Annotated in this window: 17 protein-coding genes; 10 read left to right on the top strand and 7 right to left on the bottom strand. The window is 41.4% G+C overall.

The window, feature by feature from the left end; translation table 11 throughout:
* Nucleotide 1: 1 nt before the first annotated feature.
* Entirely contained in the window at nucleotides 2–1,189 is a 1,188-nt protein-coding gene (locus tag ACLGGR_RS16095) for an MFS transporter (RefSeq protein ID WP_323648471.1), read from the bottom strand.
* Between the two features lie 155 nt (nucleotides 1,190–1,344).
* On the opposite strand from ACLGGR_RS16095, the gene ACLGGR_RS16090 reads away from it, so the two are divergent.
* A complete protein-coding gene (locus tag ACLGGR_RS16090) occupies nucleotides 1,345–1,716 on the top strand; it encodes a winged helix-turn-helix transcriptional regulator (protein WP_003217763.1) in 372 nt (123 codons plus the stop codon).
* A gap of 38 nt (nucleotides 1,717–1,754) precedes the next feature.
* Here the strand turns inward: ACLGGR_RS16090 and ACLGGR_RS16085 are convergent, their stop codons facing one another.
* A complete protein-coding gene (locus ACLGGR_RS16085; protein WP_410973452.1) occupies nucleotides 1,755–4,055 on the bottom strand; it encodes a helix-turn-helix domain-containing protein in 2,301 nt (766 codons plus the stop codon).
* A 231-nt stretch (nucleotides 4,056–4,286) separates the two neighbouring features.
* On the opposite strand from ACLGGR_RS16085, the gene ACLGGR_RS16080 reads away from it, so the two are divergent.
* From ACLGGR_RS16080 to ACLGGR_RS16050, 7 genes are all read left to right on the top strand, one after another.
* Complete coding sequence (locus tag ACLGGR_RS16080) at nucleotides 4,287–5,252, top strand: ABC transporter permease (RefSeq protein ID WP_024424886.1); 966 nt, start codon at nucleotides 4,287–4,289, stop codon at nucleotides 5,250–5,252.
* 18 nt (nucleotides 5,253–5,270) lie between these two features.
* Complete coding sequence (locus ACLGGR_RS16075) at nucleotides 5,271–6,383, top strand: glycoside hydrolase family 88/105 protein (protein WP_410973451.1); 1,113 nt, start codon at nucleotides 5,271–5,273, stop codon at nucleotides 6,381–6,383.
* A complete protein-coding gene (locus ACLGGR_RS16070) occupies nucleotides 6,380–6,904 on the top strand; it encodes a lipoprotein YteS (RefSeq protein ID WP_410973450.1) in 525 nt (174 codons plus the stop codon). Before ACLGGR_RS16075 ends, ACLGGR_RS16070 begins: the two co-directional genes overlap by 4 nt.
* A gap of 17 nt (nucleotides 6,905–6,921) precedes the next feature.
* Nucleotides 6,922–8,211: a Gfo/Idh/MocA family protein gene (locus ACLGGR_RS16065; protein ID WP_410973449.1), complete on the top strand. Its 1,290-nt coding sequence runs from the start codon at nucleotides 6,922–6,924 to the stop codon at nucleotides 8,209–8,211.
* A 24-nt stretch (nucleotides 8,212–8,235) separates the two neighbouring features.
* A complete protein-coding gene (locus ACLGGR_RS16060; protein WP_142945676.1) occupies nucleotides 8,236–8,919 on the top strand; it encodes a YesL family protein in 684 nt (227 codons plus the stop codon).
* A 54-nt stretch (nucleotides 8,920–8,973) separates the two neighbouring features.
* Complete coding sequence (locus ACLGGR_RS16055) at nucleotides 8,974–9,285, top strand: rhodanese-like domain-containing protein (RefSeq protein ID WP_024424882.1); 312 nt, start codon at nucleotides 8,974–8,976, stop codon at nucleotides 9,283–9,285.
* Between the two features lie 99 nt (nucleotides 9,286–9,384).
* On the top strand, nucleotides 9,385–9,567 hold the full coding sequence (locus tag ACLGGR_RS16050) for a sporulation protein Cse60 (protein WP_024424881.1): 183 nt from the start codon (nucleotides 9,385–9,387) through the stop codon (nucleotides 9,565–9,567).
* 45 nt (nucleotides 9,568–9,612) lie between these two features.
* On the opposite strand, the gene ACLGGR_RS16045 is transcribed toward ACLGGR_RS16050, so the two are convergent.
* From ACLGGR_RS16045 to ACLGGR_RS16030, 4 genes are all read right to left on the bottom strand, one after another.
* Nucleotides 9,613–10,137, bottom strand: coding sequence for a CbrC family protein (locus ACLGGR_RS16045; protein ID WP_410973448.1), 525 nt, complete (start codon nucleotides 10,135–10,137; stop codon nucleotides 9,613–9,615).
* Nucleotides 10,138–10,267: 130 nt separating this feature from the next.
* Nucleotides 10,268–11,800: a glycine betaine transporter OpuD gene (opuD, locus tag ACLGGR_RS16040; RefSeq protein ID WP_142945671.1), complete on the bottom strand. Its 1,533-nt coding sequence runs from the start codon at nucleotides 11,798–11,800 to the stop codon at nucleotides 10,268–10,270.
* A gap of 140 nt (nucleotides 11,801–11,940) precedes the next feature.
* The gene (locus ACLGGR_RS16035) at nucleotides 11,941–12,138 is read right to left on the bottom strand and encodes a hypothetical protein (protein ID WP_142945670.1); all 198 of its coding nucleotides are present in this window, start codon (nucleotides 12,136–12,138) and stop codon (nucleotides 11,941–11,943) included.
* Complete coding sequence (locus tag ACLGGR_RS16030; RefSeq protein WP_410973447.1) at nucleotides 12,135–13,406, bottom strand: BaiN/RdsA family NAD(P)/FAD-dependent oxidoreductase; 1,272 nt, start codon at nucleotides 13,404–13,406, stop codon at nucleotides 12,135–12,137. The genes ACLGGR_RS16035 and ACLGGR_RS16030 overlap by 4 nt, the downstream gene beginning before the upstream one ends.
* Nucleotides 13,407–13,581: 175 nt before the next feature.
* Here ACLGGR_RS16030 and ACLGGR_RS16025 point away from each other — a divergent pair, with 175 nt between their 5' ends.
* A complete protein-coding gene (locus tag ACLGGR_RS16025; RefSeq protein WP_410973446.1) occupies nucleotides 13,582–15,204 on the top strand; it encodes a putative polysaccharide biosynthesis protein in 1,623 nt (540 codons plus the stop codon).
* A gap of 16 nt (nucleotides 15,205–15,220) precedes the next feature.
* On the top strand, nucleotides 15,221–15,937 hold the full coding sequence (locus ACLGGR_RS16020; RefSeq protein WP_410973445.1) for a pseudouridine synthase: 717 nt from the start codon (nucleotides 15,221–15,223) through the stop codon (nucleotides 15,935–15,937).
* Nucleotides 15,938–16,214: 277 nt separating this feature from the next.
* On the opposite strand, the gene ACLGGR_RS16015 is transcribed toward ACLGGR_RS16020, so the two are convergent.
* Entirely contained in the window at nucleotides 16,215–16,436 is a 222-nt protein-coding gene (locus ACLGGR_RS16015) for a DeoR family transcriptional regulator (RefSeq protein ID WP_008356419.1), read from the bottom strand.
* Nucleotides 16,437–16,476: the final 40 nt, after the last annotated feature.

Genomic DNA, 16,476 nt, shown 5'->3' with positions numbered 1-16,476 from the left:
TTTAAATGGTTTGTGTTTGTTCTTTTTGTTCCATTTGATAACTGATCATCGTAAGAATGGCTGCGATGAGGACCATGATGCCGCCGACCCAGCCTGTATGCACAAGACCAAGTGTATCAGTCACGATGCCGCCTAAAAATGAGCCAATGGCAATACCGGCATTAAAGGCAGCAATATTCATAGCAGATGCGACGTCGACCGCTCCGGGTGTGTATCTTTCTGCAAAATCAACGACGGCTACTTGCAGCCCAGGCACATTCATGAATGCAAATAGTCCCATCAGCATGACGGTTCCAATGCCTAACACTGTGAATCCTGCAGTGAAGCTAAGGATAAACAAGATGATGCTTTGGATAATAAACATATAGATCAGAGCTTTCATTGGCTGTTCATTAGCAGCTTTTCCGCCAATGACATTTCCGGCTGCGATCGTGATTCCGTATAAAAGAAGGATCAAGGCGACTGCCCCAGGCGCAAGACCTGTCACATGCTGCAAGAGAGGAGATAAATACGTGAAGACAACAAAAGTTCCTCCATACCCTGTGGCTGTAATGACAAATAAAAGCAAGATTCTTTTTGTTTTTAATAGGACAGCTTGATCTTTAAAAGATGTTTTCACACCCTGCTTTAATTGAGACGGAACAAGAAAATAGTTGGATATCAGTGCGATCAGACCAATGATCACAATCACACCAAATGATGTCCTCCAGCCGAACTCGTGACCAAGAAATGTCCCGAATGGCACACCTGTCACAGTAGCTACTGTTAAACCAGTGAACATAAAGGCAATCGCGCTTGCCCGTTTTTCTTTCACGACAAGGCTTGCAGCAATCGTAGAGCCGATGGACATGAAGATGCCATGGGATAAAGCTGAAATCACCCGGCCGATTAACAGCACTGAAAAAGTCGGGGCAATGGTGGCAAGTGTATTACCAATCAAAAAGACGAGCATAATGAGCAAAAGCAATGTCTTTCTTTTCATCGTGGAAGTAAGGGAAGTCAAAATAGGTGCACCAAATGTCACACCAAGTGCATATAAAGAGACAGTCCAGCCCGCCTGACTGACGCTCACTCCAAAGTCCTCTGAGATCATTGGCAAAAGACCGACACTAATGAACTCAGTTGTTCCTATAGCAAAAGCACTAATCGCTAGTGCGAGAAGAGCAAAATGGTTTTGCTTTTTCTTCATAAGTAAGTTCACATCCTTCTGTGATGACATTTTGATAGACGAAGCCGATCGGCAAGAGTTATTATCTAACATAGATGATGAAAAAAAAAGTACGTACTTTTTTGTAATATAGGTACTAAAAAGTGCCTGTTCGTACAAAGAGGAGTGAACATTCGATGGAAAAGAAAAAATATAATATCTCTGTGGAAGCAACGCTTGAGGTCATTGGCGGGAAGTGGAAGTGTGTGATTTTATGTCATTTGACACATGGGAAAAAACGAACGAGCGAATTGAAGCGGCTCATGCCAAACATCACACAAAAAATGCTCACGCAGCAGCTGAGAGAGCTTGAAAGTGACGGGGTCATTAATCGGATTGTCTATGAACAGGTGCCGCCTAAAGTGGAATATGAATTAAGTGAATACGGACAGTCGCTCGAAAGAATTCTCAATGCGCTATGCGATTGGGGAGCAGCTCATATTGAACGTGTGTATGGAGAGCCGCTTTCCGTGCTGGAAGACAGCATCTTAAATGAACAGTTTAAATAAAAGAGCCCCGCTTTCTTGTGAGAGCGGGACTCTTTGTCTTACGTGCCTTTTTTCTGGTCGCGGTATTTCCCAGGGGTTGTGCCTTCCAGCTTTTTAAAGGATCGGATGAAATTTTGCGGGTTTTTATATTTCAGTTTTTCCGAAATTTCTTTGACGGACATATCGGTTTCTACAAGCCAGTTTTTAGCGACATGGTGTCTGTAGGAAGAGAGATATTCACTAAAGGAGATATCCATTTCCTTTCTGAAAATACTGCTTAAATAATTTGGATTGTAATGCAGGCGTGTGGCGATTTCATCCAATGTGAGATCTGAGTCGAATTCTTGATGAATAATATGAATGATTTTTTCTGAGATGTTTTTGTATTGTGAGTCTTCACGTGCAGCAAGCTGGTCAATAATTGGCCGAATGATCTCATGTTTCAGCCATGCTTCTGTATCTTCAAAGGTTTTAAATTCAAAAATCGTATCATAGAGCATTTTGTTATCTTCGACCTCAAATAATTCAATGCCCAGCAAATGCATCAGCTCAATTAAATTGTTTAAAAAACGAGCGAGGGCAATATGATATTCGTGCGGCCCTGCATTTTTAGAGAAAATGGATTGCAGGAGCACATGTAAATAGTGATCCGCTTTGCCTTGATCGCCAGCTTTCATCGCATCAAATAAATCATGCTGCAGCTGCTTTGGAAAATGGGTTTTGAACGTCTTTCCTTGCTTTATATGCTCATATAAGATAATAGACTTTTTCTCTGCTTTGAGTCTGTATTTTAAGGCTTCTTTTCCTTCAATGTAAGCGTGTTTTGCCATCGTCAGCTCCTTAAACTGGCGGCTGATCCCGATGCTGATCGATAAACCGAGCTCTTCCTCGATACGCTGCTGAATGGCTTCTGCTAATTGGTGTAAATATTCAGTAAACTCTTCATTTGACTTTGAGTGGTTGAGGATAATCGTTGTTTGATGCTGATTGACAACGGTTGGCTGAAGGTGCTCCTCTTGCGGAATAATCTGCTCGATCAGTCCATTGATCGCAAATAAAAGCAAGTCAGCATCTTTTTTTTCATAAGGTGTTCCTTTTAACGTATCAATTTGGGTCACAAGCATAGACAAATGAGACCAGCCTTGCGGAAAGCCTAAGCTTTGGAACCGGTTGTTTACTTCTTCATCTGTCAGCTTTCCAAGCAGCAGCCGTACCATGAAGTATTGCTGTAAGTGTGTCACTTGCTGCTCAATCCGTTCCTCTAAATCATTGTTTTGATCCTTCATTTGTTTAATACTCGATTCAATCAACTCAAATTCATTTTGAAAGGGCTGTTTTTGCAAAAATGATTCATTGCGTGCAAATGACTCGTATAATAAGCGAATTGGTTTATAAAAATGTCTGGAACCAAACCATGAAAATAGTAATGAAAGCGCTAACAAAATAGTGCAAATAATAAAGGTAATCCACCCAATTGATTTCGTTTGCTGTTTAAGCTCTGGAATAGAAACAAAGGATAGGTACGTCCATTCATTATAATCTGATTTTTGAAATGTGATTTGATAGTTGAGTTCGTCGATCTTCATATCAAATTGCCCTGATCGTTTTTCAAGTGAGAGCACATGCTTGACGAAATCCTGATGTTTCAGCGATTCACCAATTTGTTCTTTGCGGTTATGTAGCAGCACTTTTCCGTTTGTATCAATGACAAACATACTATCTGATTGAGAGAAGTCAGGCATGTTATCAGCAATCACGCAGCTTGGAATGCTGGCGACAGCGATTCCCTTTTTTTGAACGCTGTTCATAGGCAGTTGTTTGATTAAATTCACATTGTACTTGCAAAAGGATGCTTTTCCTTCTTTGGTTGCAACAAGTGGATTATTCTCTTCAAGTGCCCAGCTGGAGTGACTTGGTATATTGAGGTAAGAGGTCAGCGCTTTTTCTTGGTCTTCGCTTGTGACATGATAAAGCCCCGAATTGTTCATGTACCAGTCTTCCATTTTACTGACGAGTGTAATATTGGAAAGGTCTGTGTCAAAGGTTTGCAAGTAGTTCAGTTCCTGCTGTACTTGATTATAAAGCTGGAATTGGTCTGGATTTAAAGGTTCTGCCAGTGTTTGAAGGAGAGGCGGCGAACTGACATAGTGAGTGAGAGAATGATCAACAGTTTTTAAAATATGCTCAATATTGGATTGCGTTTGTTTGACGCTGTCGAGCTTTTCATTTGAGATATTTTCAAGTGCTGTTTTTTGCGAATGCTGATAAGAAAAAATGCCGACAATGATAACAGGAATCGTACTAAGTATGAAAAAAAACGTCACAAGCTTGTAATAAAATTTATACTGCCTTCTTTTCATAAAACCCCCCATTTCAAACGAAACAATCTTTTCCCCTTAATTTATTAATCCAAAAATCTGGTAGGTTTGTCAATAATCATTTTCTGAGATTAGGATCATTTTCTTATGTTTTATGTAACGTTTTGAGTAGCATCACCTATGAAAATATGATCTGTTGATATGATTGTAGACGAATTTTTCATCCTTAAGATACAGTTAACACATGCATTAGCATGAGGGGAGGCTTTATCAATGAAAACAGAGGATGTCACTGCCAAGGGTGTGCCTGCGGCAGCTTTGAAAAGCGAAAAAAGAAAGCGCTTACTTAATCAGTTGCTAAGTCAAAAGTTTTTGTATTTAATGATTTTGCCGGGGCTCATTTATTTTATTGTTTTTAAATATGTGCCAATGTGGGGGCTCATCATTGCCTTTCAAGATTACCAGCCGTTTCTCGGCATTCTTGGCAGTGAGTGGGTTGGCTTCAAACACTTTATTCGATTGTTTACAGAACCAACATTTTTCATCTTATTAAAAAATACGCTGATTTTATTTGCCATGAATGTCGTGATTTTCTTTCCAATTCCGATCTTATTAGCCCTTCTTTTAAACGAAGTGAGATTGGCATTGTTTAAGAAATTTGTACAGACGATGATTTATATCCCTCACTTCATGTCATGGGTGATTGTCGTGTCCTTATCTTTTGTTTTGTTAACAGTAGACGGCGGGTTAATGAATGAATTGATTGCTTTCTTTGGAGGAGAAAAGATTAACTTCCTTCTTAGTCAGGAATGGTTTAGACCGATGTACATTTTACAAGTAATCTGGCGGGAAGCAGGATGGTCAACAATCATTTACCTTGCAGCGATTACAGCGGTAGATCCGCAGCTATATGAAGCAGCAAAAATGGATGGGGCCGGAAGACTGAGACAAATGTGGCACATCACACTTCCTGCCATTAAAAGTGTCATTGTGGTTCTGCTTATTTTAAAAATCGGTGATACGCTTGAGCTTGGCTTTGAGCATGTCTATCTATTACTGAACGCAACGAATCGGGAAGTAGCGGAGATTTTTGATACGTACGTCTATACAGCAGGTCTTAAGCAAGGACAATTCAGCTATAGTACCGCTGTTGGTTTATTTAAAGCAGCCGTTGGACTTATTTTGGTCATGCTGGCAAACCGTTTAGCGAAGAAATTCGGAGAAGAAGGTATTTATTAAAAAGGGAGATGAGGAAGAATGACATTATCGATTGAAAAGGGATCACCGCTTGAGCATGCAGAGAAATTAGCACAAACCATTATGAAAGCGTATACACCGATTAAGCTGCCGCCAGCTGGAAGGTGGCATTATCATCAAGGCGTTTTCCTTTGCGGCGTCATGAAGCTATATGAGGCAACAGGGAACGAGGCGTATTTCGATTATGTGAAAAACTATGCGGACTCCCTCATTGATGAGTACGGTAATCTGTTATTTCGAAGAGATGAGCTTGATGCCATTCAAGCAGGACTCATTTTATTCCCTCTTTACGAACGAACGAGAGAGAAGCGGTATGTGCTGGCAGCGGAGAAGCTGCGCGGACTTTATCGTACGCTAAATCGCACGTCTGAGGGCGGATTTTGGCATAAAGACAATTATGCTTATCAAATGTGGCTCGATGGTCTCTACATGGGCGGTCCTTTTGCCTTAAAGTATGCTCAGCTTAAAGGTGAAGAGTCACTAGTGGATATGGTCATCCATCAAGAGCATCTCATGAGAAAGCATACGAAAGATGAACAAACAGGTCTGTATTATCACGCGTGGGATGAACAAAAAACGATGCCATGGGCTGATCAAAAGACCGGCTGTTCCCCAGAGTTTTGGGCAAGATCATTTGGCTGGTATGTCCTTGCATTAGCAGATATGATCGAGGATCTGCCCGAGCTGCATGAAGGGCGGAAGGTGTGGAAGGAAACGCTGACAGACATGCTGGAAAGTGTGGCAAAGTATCAGGATCAAAAGACAGGTCTCTGGCATCAAATCATTGATAAAGGAAATCACAGTGACAATTGGCTTGAAAGCTCGGGATCGTGTTTATTCATGTATGCCATGGCAAAGGCCATGAATGAAGGGTATGTGAGCCTCCGTTATGTTGATCATGTGGTCAAAGCATATCAAGGCTTGATTCAGCATAAGACGGCTGAGAAAGAAAATGGTGACTTTACCATCAATGATATTTGTATTGGAACATCTGCGGGATTTTATGATTACTACGTTGGAAGAGAGCGGAGTACAAATGACTTGCACGGGGCAGGCGCTTTTATCATGGCGTTAACTGAGCTAGAAAAGCTGTCTGTTTTTCAAAAGGCATGAGGAGGGGAAAAAGAGCCTCCGTATGGCTCATCAGTTTCATCGCTGCTCTTTGTTTATCTGCCTGTCAGGAGAAAACAAATGGAATCGATGTTCTGATTTTTTCTGATATGTCAAAAGGAATGAAGGATCAATTAGTAGAGAAGGCTTTTCAGCCGAAACAAGAGACTTATAGCGTCCACATCTTTCCGGCGATTCCTGAAAAGCTTCTGGTTGAAATTACCTCAAAAGAGGGGGACGTGATGATTGTCCCAGAAGAAATGTTTAGAACGTATGATGATCCTGAAAGCTTTCAGCTGCTGGAAGAGATGGAAATAGGCGATCAAGCAGCAGGACCATATACGGTCGAGGACAAAAAGACAGGAAAAACGGTCGATTATGCAGTTCAAATCAATAAAGGAAAGAAAAAACTCAACGGCTATACCTTTCAATTACATCGAGATATGGTTGCTTTCATTCCCGTGTATGCCGACAAGACGGAAGAGGCACTGTCTCTTATGAAACAGCTTCGTGAAAAACAATAGAAAATGGGGTGGGGAATGTGAAACGGGTCGTGATATGCGGGCTGAGTCATCGTGCGTTTAATATGTTTATTAAACCGCTCACAGAGGATTTCAAAGAGCATTATCGGATTACAGGGCTCCTAGATATAGATCATCAGCGGTATACACTTTGTCAGGAGCGTTTTCCATCACTCCGGGGCGTTTCGTTTTTTCATGAAAATGCATTTGAACAGATGGTCAAAGAAGCAAACCCAGATATCGTCATTGTGGCAGGCAGGGATGACACACATGTCACGTATATCATGCAGGCACTTGACCATGATCTAGATGTCATCACTGAAAAACCGATGGTGACAACAGCAAAAGACGCCAAAAAAGTGATGGAAAAAGAGGCGGAAAGTAAAGGGAAGGTCACGGTCACCTTTAATTATCGCTACAATCCTTTCCATCGAAAGGTAAAAGAACTTATATTAGACGGGAAAATTGGAAGGGTCACTTCTGTTGAACTGAGCTGGCTCATTGATACGTATCATGGTGCTAGTTATTTCAAAAGGTGGAACCGCACACGACAATTTTCTGGCGGGCTGTCCATTCATAAGTCGACGCATCATTTTGATTTGGTCAACTGGTGGATTGATCAAAAACCGAAGCAAGTATTTGCCTACGGGGCGCTGAACTATTACGGCAGCGAAAGCCCTTGGAATCCCTTGCAGGGGGAGGAAAATAGATTTTGCGGAACATGTCATGTGAAGGATATATGTCATTATGAAGCAAGGTGGAATCCGCGGGTTGAGCGTTCGAAGGTGGAGGACGACCATATTGAATCCGGTCAGGAGCAAACGCAGCAGTACTCAAATTATCGTCCGGATGCCTGCATTTTTGATGAGGAAATTGATATTGAGGATACATATGTGGCGTCGGTCGCTTATGACCAAGGGGCTTTGCTCAGCTACTCGATTCAATTCTCAGCCCCATATGAAGGCTATCGTCTTGCCATTAATGGGACGAAGGGGCGTATCGAAACAAATGAGTTTCATGTGCCATCAAGAATTCCTTTTCAATTCCCAGAACAAACAATTTCTTATTACCCGATGTTTGGATCAAAGGAGACGATTGAAGTCGTCAAGCAGCCAGGCGGACATGGCGGAGGAGATCCTCTGCTTTTGGCTGATTTATTTATAGGAAAAGATCCCTTGATTCATTATGATATCTTAGCAGGAGCAGAGGCTGGAGCTTATTCGATTGCTCTTGGGGAAGGCATGTGGCGCTCTGTCACAGAAAAGCGTCCAATTGAAATCGATGAATTATTTCATAAAGAGACGGTGTAAAGAGAAAGAGAGGAGGGGAAAGAGATGGATCATGATGGTTCAATGAGCAGAATGCTGAGGATGTGTGAGTGGGTGATGAGGCTTGCCTATACGAATTTGTTATGGCTTTTGTTCACCATCCTAGGGCTTGGCATCTTTGGCCTGATGCCTGCGACCACTGCGTTATTTTCCGTGATGAGAAAGTGGATTCAAGGACATGAGCAAGTCAATGTATTCCGCACTTTTTGGAAGGTATTCAGGGAGGAGTTTGTACGCTCTAACATCATTGGAGTGGTGCTATTCATCATTGGAACGATTATTTATGTCGACCTTGCTTATATCTATCCGACGAGCTGGCTCTTACATGTGCTCCGCTTTGCTATATATATTTTCGGTTTTCTGTTTATTGTGAGCTTATTTTATATTTTTCCGCTGCTTGCGCATTACGATTGGAAAAAACGTCTCTATCTGAAATTCTCTCTTCTGCTCGGTATCTCATACTTGCAATATACACTCTCTATGCTTGTTTTCTCGGCTGTGCTGTTTGTTCTGTTTGCTTATTTACCAGGAATCGTGCCATTTTTCAGCGTGAGCATACTGGCCTACGGTCATATGTGGCTGGCCTATCAAGTCTTTAAAAAGGTAGAGTTTGAAAGTGAGCACGAGACAGCCGAAGTGAAGAAGCGGCTGCCGTCTTTCCTTCAATCGAAGCGGGTGAATACGCAGTGAAGTGAATCATTTGTTATAATGATGTCACCGTGATGAAAAGGAGAGATGAGAGTCGTGTCAGTGAAAGAAATTTCAATAGAAGAATTAAAACAAAAGCTAGAGCAGGAAGACGCCATTCAGCTTGTCGATGTACGTGAGGATGAAGAGGTAGCAGAAGGCATGATCCCGGAAGCAATCCACATTCGAATGGGCGATATCCCTGAGAAGCTGGATGCATTCGATCAAACGCAGGAATATTATATTATTTGCCGCTCTGGTAAACGTAGTGAAAATGTCTGCTATTACCTAGAAGATCAAGGCTACCAAGCGACTAATGTCGTTGGCGGGATGCTTGCTTGGACAGGAGAAACAAAACCGAAGCTGTAAACAGAAGGCCTTTCATTTTAACGATGAAAGGTTTTTTGTTCATATGCCTCTCTCTATGTGCATAAAGATAGAGTAGCGAGAGAAGGGAGAGTGGCATAGGTGCTAAAGGTAGCTGTATTTGATGAAGAGCATGAGAAAGATTTGCAGAGCGAAATCAATCATTTTTTAAAAGGAATGGATGACGACCAAATCATTGACATCAAGTACAATGTAGCGGTGATCTGTGAGCAGGGAGGGGAACAGCTCTACTGTTTTTCTGCACTCATTTTATATAAAAAATAGACGGCATCCAAAAAAGGACCTGCTTGAAGGGTCCTTTTTCTTTGGTTAGCTGGCGTCAATATATAAACGGTGCTTTTGGCAGTGAACACATTGGAAGAGGTAGCCTTGTAAGTCTCCTCCGTTGACAAGCCATTGCTTTAGGTTTTCTTTCGTTAATCCTTCGCCGCTGCAAATGTCTTCGATATCCTCGGCGAGTTCTTCCTCTAGATGTTCAATCTCTTTCCAGCCGACATACTGGACGATTGCGCAAAAATCTCCGCAATGACTTAACCAATATTCCTGCTGCCATCCGCGATAGCCTGGCGTTCTGAAGATCAGCTCATCGATATATTCCTCATGATCGACGTCATCACAGCTCGCATCGTCTTGAAAGGTTCCATTGTATTTTTTAGCAGCTGATCCATCTTTAATGCACCAAGGACAAATTCCCTCCACATCTTCAACAGCATAAAAAGGGCCATGGTACACATAATCTCTTTCTTTCTCACAAACAGGACATGTCGTATGCTCTTTTTTAATCACGTTTAACAAAACTGGGTCTGGGTTGTACTTGAACGTAGGTAACGTCATATAAATCTCCATTATGTAGAAAGTAATGATTCAACACTATTTTAAAGGAATCCTCAAGCTCGAGACAATCTTAAATTGTTTATATAGAAAAAAGCCGTTCGGATGAGGAACGGCTTTTTCTCGCTTGCGATTATGCTTTTTTTACTCTTGGACTTCTTGGTTTATTGACTTGATTGGCTTGTTTGATGATTCTTCGTTCATCATTTAGTGATTTATACAGCGAGACAATCATCAATATGATGACAACGGAGAACGGCAAGGCTGCGAGCTTGGCCGTATTTTGCAGGGCTTCAAGTCCCCCTGAAAATAAAAGCACAGCAGCAACAGCAGATTGGATAATGCCCCAGCTGACTTTGACACTGCCAGAAGGATTCAATGATCCGTAGGTTGTCTGCATTCCAAGCACAAATGTAGCTGAATCAGCCGATGTAATAAAGAATACGGCGATTAATATGAGTGCTAGTATCGATGTAATCATCGCCAGCGGATATTCATTAAGCACACCGAAGAGCATCGTTTCTGTTGAAAGACCTGCAACATCGACAATATTCTTTTGCTGTAAGTCCATCGCAGATACACCGAAAATCGAGAACCAAAGGAAGACTAGGATAGAAGGGGCAACTAAGACACCCACTAAAAATTCACGAATCGTTCGTCCGCGTGACACTCTAGCGATAAAGATTCCGACAAATGGTGCCCAAGAAATCCACCAAGCCCAATAAAAGATCGTCCATCCATTAATCCATTCTCTCTTTTCAGGATCATTTGGAGATAGCCGGAAGCTCATTTGAACGATATTGGATAAGTATTGTCCAATCGAGTCAGTAAATGAGTTTAAGATAAAAACAGTTGGACCTACCAAAAGTAAGAAAAACATCAGAACAGCTGCTAATACCATGTTGATATTACTTAAGTATTTAATGCCTTTTCCAATCCCGCTTAAAGCTGATGCAAGGAAAAGCACCGTCACAATGATGATAATGATCAATTGTGTGCTAAAGGCAATTGGAATATGAAAGAGGTAATTCAATCCACCATTTATTTGTGCCGCGCCTAATCCTAGGCTTGTTGCAACACCAACTACAGTTGCAAATACCGCAATACAATCAATGGTTTTACCGATCCATCCGTGAATTTTATTTCCTAAAACGGGCTGCAACGTTGCACTGATTAAGCCAGGTGCATCTTTTCTAAATTTAAAGTAAGCAATGCAAAGTGCAACAATGGCATAAATAGCCCATGCATGAAGCCCCCAGTGGAAAAATGTATAGCGAAGGGAATCGCGGAATGCCTGCGCAGTTTCAGTCTCACCTGTTGGTGACTGAATGGCATAGTGGCTGATCGGTTCAGCTGCTCCGTAAAAAACAAGACCAATTCCCATACCGGCACTAAATAGCATCGCAAACCAAGAAAATAGACCAAATTCAGGCTCTTCCCCCGGTTTTCCTAGCGTAATCTTACCGATTGGGCTAAAGATAAAGAATAGACAAAAGCCGACAAGCAGTGATACCACTAACAAGTAATACCAGCCAAAGTCATTTGTAATGTATGTTTGAATTTGATCTGTGACATTTTGCAGTGTGTCTGGAGAAAACGCTCCCCACATCACGGCAACAAATGTGATCGCAATCACAATCCAAAATACACTTGATACTTTTTTCACACCATCTCACTCTCCTGTTGTTCTACACGTTTAAGCAGAGGATTTTGCTTAATATCCCCTAACTCAACTTATTTCAAACAAAAAGAGGCGAGCTTCTCACTCGACCTCCACTTTACCGTAACATGTTTTGCTTCCATTTATCAACTATCGATATGTGAAGACGATTTTTCCTCAATTCGTTTGCGAAGACGGTAGACATATTCTTTTAAACATACTGCGAAAATGGTAAACGCCAAAACAATGGCGACTTTTAACGGGGTAATGGACAGCTTCAAGAAAATAGCGGCTGTCAAACTGATAACGACCGCAAGAACAATTGGTAGTGCGCGTCTGATCATTGATCTCTCTCCTTTGCTTCTAGTGCAGCATTCATGCCGGCAAGCCTGCCTGTCACAAGTGCTGACGTGATATTGTATCCGCCTGTGTAGCCATGGATGTCTAAAATTTCTCCGCAGAAATAAAGACCGGGCATTTTTTTAGACGCCATTTTCTTCGGTTCAATTTCCTTCACAGAAACGCCGCCTCCTGTCACAAACGCTTTGTCCAAGGATAGCGTCCCATTTGCATGAACAATAAAATGTTTGCAATCATGGGCAAATGCACGCAGTTTATCCTTGGCTAGACCAGAAAATGTGTCTTGTGGATCAATACCGTTCCGTTCTAACAGAAACAATAAATAGCGTTCTTGCATCCAAGACTTGAGGACGTTTTTAATGGCTTTCTTTGGTTCATCTTTTAGGTCACGATGAAGCTTTTGGAACAGCTCTTCGTCATTCAGCTTCGGATATAAGTCAATTTGCAGGCGGACTGCCGGCTGCTTTTTCAATTCTTTCACAACAAATCCACTGCATCTAAGAACAGCTGGACCGGATAAACCAAAGTGAGTAAAGATCATATCCATGACATGTGTGACGACGGTTTTCCCTTTTTTATTTAAAACACTGACAGCCACACTTCTTAAAGAAAGACCTTGAAGCACTTTTTCTTTAATAAATCGTTCATCTGATGTGACCGGTACCTCTGTTGGAAAGAGCTCTGTAATGGTATGACCCGCTGCTTCTGCCCATGCATAGCCGTCGCCAGTAGAGCCGGTATGCGGCACACTTTTTCCGCCTACAGCAATAACGACAGCCTTACTTGAAATTTTTTCATCATTATTTGTAACAATTCCAGCTGCTTGTCCGTCTTGATACAGAACCGTTTTAATCTTTTCGTTCGTTCGAATGGTGACATTGAGGGCGCGGAGCCTGTCTAGAAGGGCATCCACAACAGATTGTGCTTTGTTTGAGACAGGGAACATACGTCCATGGTCTTCTTCTTTTAGTTCAATGCCAAGGTTTTCAAAAAACGAAATAATATCCTCGTTGTTGAACTCAGAAAATGCACTATATAGAAAACGGCCGTTTCCGGGAATATGCTTGATGATTTCTTCTACTGGAAGGCGATTGGTGACGTTGCAGCGTCCTCCGCCAGAAATGGCCAGCTTTCTGCCAAGTTTGTTTCCTTTGTCAATTAACAGAACAGTCGCACCGTGCTCTGCTGATGCAATCGCGGCCATCAGTCCAGAAGGTCCGCCGCCAATGACAATGACATCATAATGTTTCATGTTACATTCCTCTTTCTACTTTCAGTCATTTTTCTATTATAACGAAGATTAGGGAAGGCTGAAATATGAATTGATTGGTTTTGTGACTTCCGTATTGGATTTGTTACCTGTGTGTTGAAATGATGTGGTAAAATAATTAAGTTGAATATTCATTAGAAAAATGGTGGTTAAGCGCATGTCTAATAAACTGCTTCGTGGTACGTTGGTTTTAACGATAGGGACGTATCTCTCTCGTATTCTTGGTATGATTTATTTAATTCCATTTAGCGCAATGGTTGGAGCAACTGGTGGTGCGCTATTCCAATATGGATACAATCAGTTTACGATTTTCATTAGCATTGCTACTCTGGGTTTTCCAGCAGCAGTGTCTAAATTTGTTTCAAAATATAATGCGATTGGTGACTTTGAGACAACACGGAAAATGTTTAGAGCCGGCATGTCTGTCATGCTTGTTTCAGGTATCATTGCTTTTAGTATCTTATATTTATCAGCCCCAATTTTTGCTGAGATACAGCTCGGCGGATCAACCGAAACTGGTGGACTAACGGTTGATCAGGTGACATATGTAATTAGAATGGTGAGTTTGGCTCTCTTAGTTGTCCCGATTATGGGTCTTATACGTGGTTTTTTTCAAGGGCATCAAATGATGGGACCAACAGCAGTTTCACAAGTTGTTGAACAGATAGTCCGAATTATCTTCTTGTTGACGGCAACTTATGTCATCTTAAAGGTGCTTAACGGGGGGCTTGTCATCGCAGTAGGATATGCTACTTTTGCTGCTCTGATTGGTTCTTTTGGAGGTTTATTCACGTTATATGTATATTGGATCAAGCGGAAAGATAAATTACTTGCGATGCAGCCTAATTCTGGACCAAATTTAGGTCTTGGATATAAAAAAATTTTTATTGAGTTATTTAGTTATGCTGCTCCATATGTTTTTGTTGGATTAGCCATTCCTCTATACTCGTACATTGATACTAATACTATTAATAAAGCAATGATTAATGCTGGTTTTAAAGATATAAGTACTGCAGTACTTTCTATAGTTACTTTATATTTACCCAAGCTTGTAATGATTCCAGTATCATTAGCGACGGCATTTGGTTTAACATTAATTCCAACTATTACAGAATCTTTTACATCACGAAATTATAAATTATTAAACAGACAAATTGACCAGACGATGCAAGGCGTTCTATTTTTCGTGCTGCCTGCTTCATTTGGTATCTCTGCATTGGCTGGACCGGTTTATTGGTTTTTCTATCCGTCTGTTCATCCTGAGATTGGGATCTCCATTTTGTTCTGGTATGCACCTGTTGCATTATTATTTTCTTTATTCACTATTAATGCAGCGATTCTGCAAGGGATCAACAAACAAAAATTTGCCATCGTCAGTCTTTTGTTAGGGATCATTATTAAAACGGTTCTGAACATCCCGCTGATCAGCTGGCTGCAAGGAAATGGTTCTGTATTGGCAACAGCATTAGGCTACAGTGCGTCCATCTTGTATATGTTTATCATGATTAAACGCCATGCCGGCTATTCGTTCCGCAGAATTTTCAAACGTTTTATTCTCATTGGTATTTTAACGGCGATCATGGCTGTCGTGGCATATGTGACAAGTCAACTTGTAAGCCAAGTGATTTCTTATGAAGGCGGAATTGTACAAGCAGGTATCGTCATTTTGATTTCCATGATCACTGGCGGCGGTGTATATATGTTCTTGTCTTATAAGGTGGGATTACTAGAGCGTGTACTTGGCAGCCGTATGCCGAAATTTTTAAGAAAAAAGAGTTAAGAAGAGGTAGATATTCATGAGGCTTGATAAATTACTTGCTAACAGTGGCTTTGGTTCAAGAAAAGATGTGAAAAAGCTTGTCAAGGCCCGGGCTGTCACAGTAAATGGAGAAGTGGCGAAGCAGGTGAAAGATCATGTTGATCCATCAAATGATGAAGTGCTCGTACATGGAGAGCGTGTAGAGTATAAAGAATTCATTTACTTAATGATGAATAAGCCTGACGGGGTGATCTCAGCAACTGAAGATCTGCGTGATGAAACGGTTGTTGATTTACTCGAGCCGGAGGATATCGCAAGGGAGCCATTCCCTGTGGGGAGACTTGATAAGGATACGGTCGGTCTCCTTCTCCTCACAAATGATGGACAGCTTGCTCATCAATTACTTTCTCCAAAAAAGCATGTGCCGAAAACGTACGAGGTTCATTTGAAATATCCTTTAGGAGATCAAGACATCAAGCGTCTTGAAGAGGGCGTTGTCATCTTAGATGATTATTACACGAAGCCGGCGAAGGTTGAAGTAGATGCGAATGAAGAAGATGATGCACGCATCCGTTTGACGATTACTGAAGGGAAGTACCATCAAGTGAAGCTGATGGCGCAAGCGGTGGGAAATGAAGTGATCTTTTTAAAAAGGCTCTCGATGGGGGCTGTCTCTTTAGATAAAGATCTAGCACCTGGAGAGTACCGTGAATTGACGGATGAAGAATTAGACAGCTTAATGAATCGTGAATAACATAAGAACAAAAGAAAAGAACCGGCATATCGCCGGTTCATCAGCGTGTAGACAAACCCTCGCATTCTTTGTCAGTCCTGCGCGCTGGTGCTCACGAATGTTCAATTCGCTCCGCAAAAGTAGCCGTTCTTCCTAGACTTCAAAGGTTTTCTATCACGCTGAAAAGAAGACAAAGGGCTAAAATAAAAATCATTTTAGCCCTTTGTCAACAATCTGCAAAAGAAAAGAACCGGCATATCGCCGGTTCTTTTTATTATATGGACAGTTCATTATTCACTTAAGATGATATTTTTACTTTTTTTCTCGTTGTTTCCCATTTGCCTCTGCTTGGACTATGAACAAGATCGTTATAGGCAAGCACGTTTAAGTCTCTTTGAATGGTTCTAGGTGTGATCCCGAATTCATCAACCAGCTCTTGTGTCGTCACAAGACCTTTCTCTTGAATGAACATATAGACTGATTTGATTCGAGTCATCATACGGTTTGTTGAAGGTTTCAAAAAACCACTCCCTATCAATAAGATCGGATGGACTTGACTA

Source organism: Bacillus sp. BD48, from assembly GCF_046566805.1.
Classification (GTDB): domain Bacteria; phylum Bacillota; class Bacilli; order Bacillales; family Bacillaceae; genus Bacillus; species Bacillus safensis.
The sequence above is the reverse complement of the archived record's forward strand: the minus strand, read 5'-3'. Positions and strand labels throughout refer to the sequence as shown.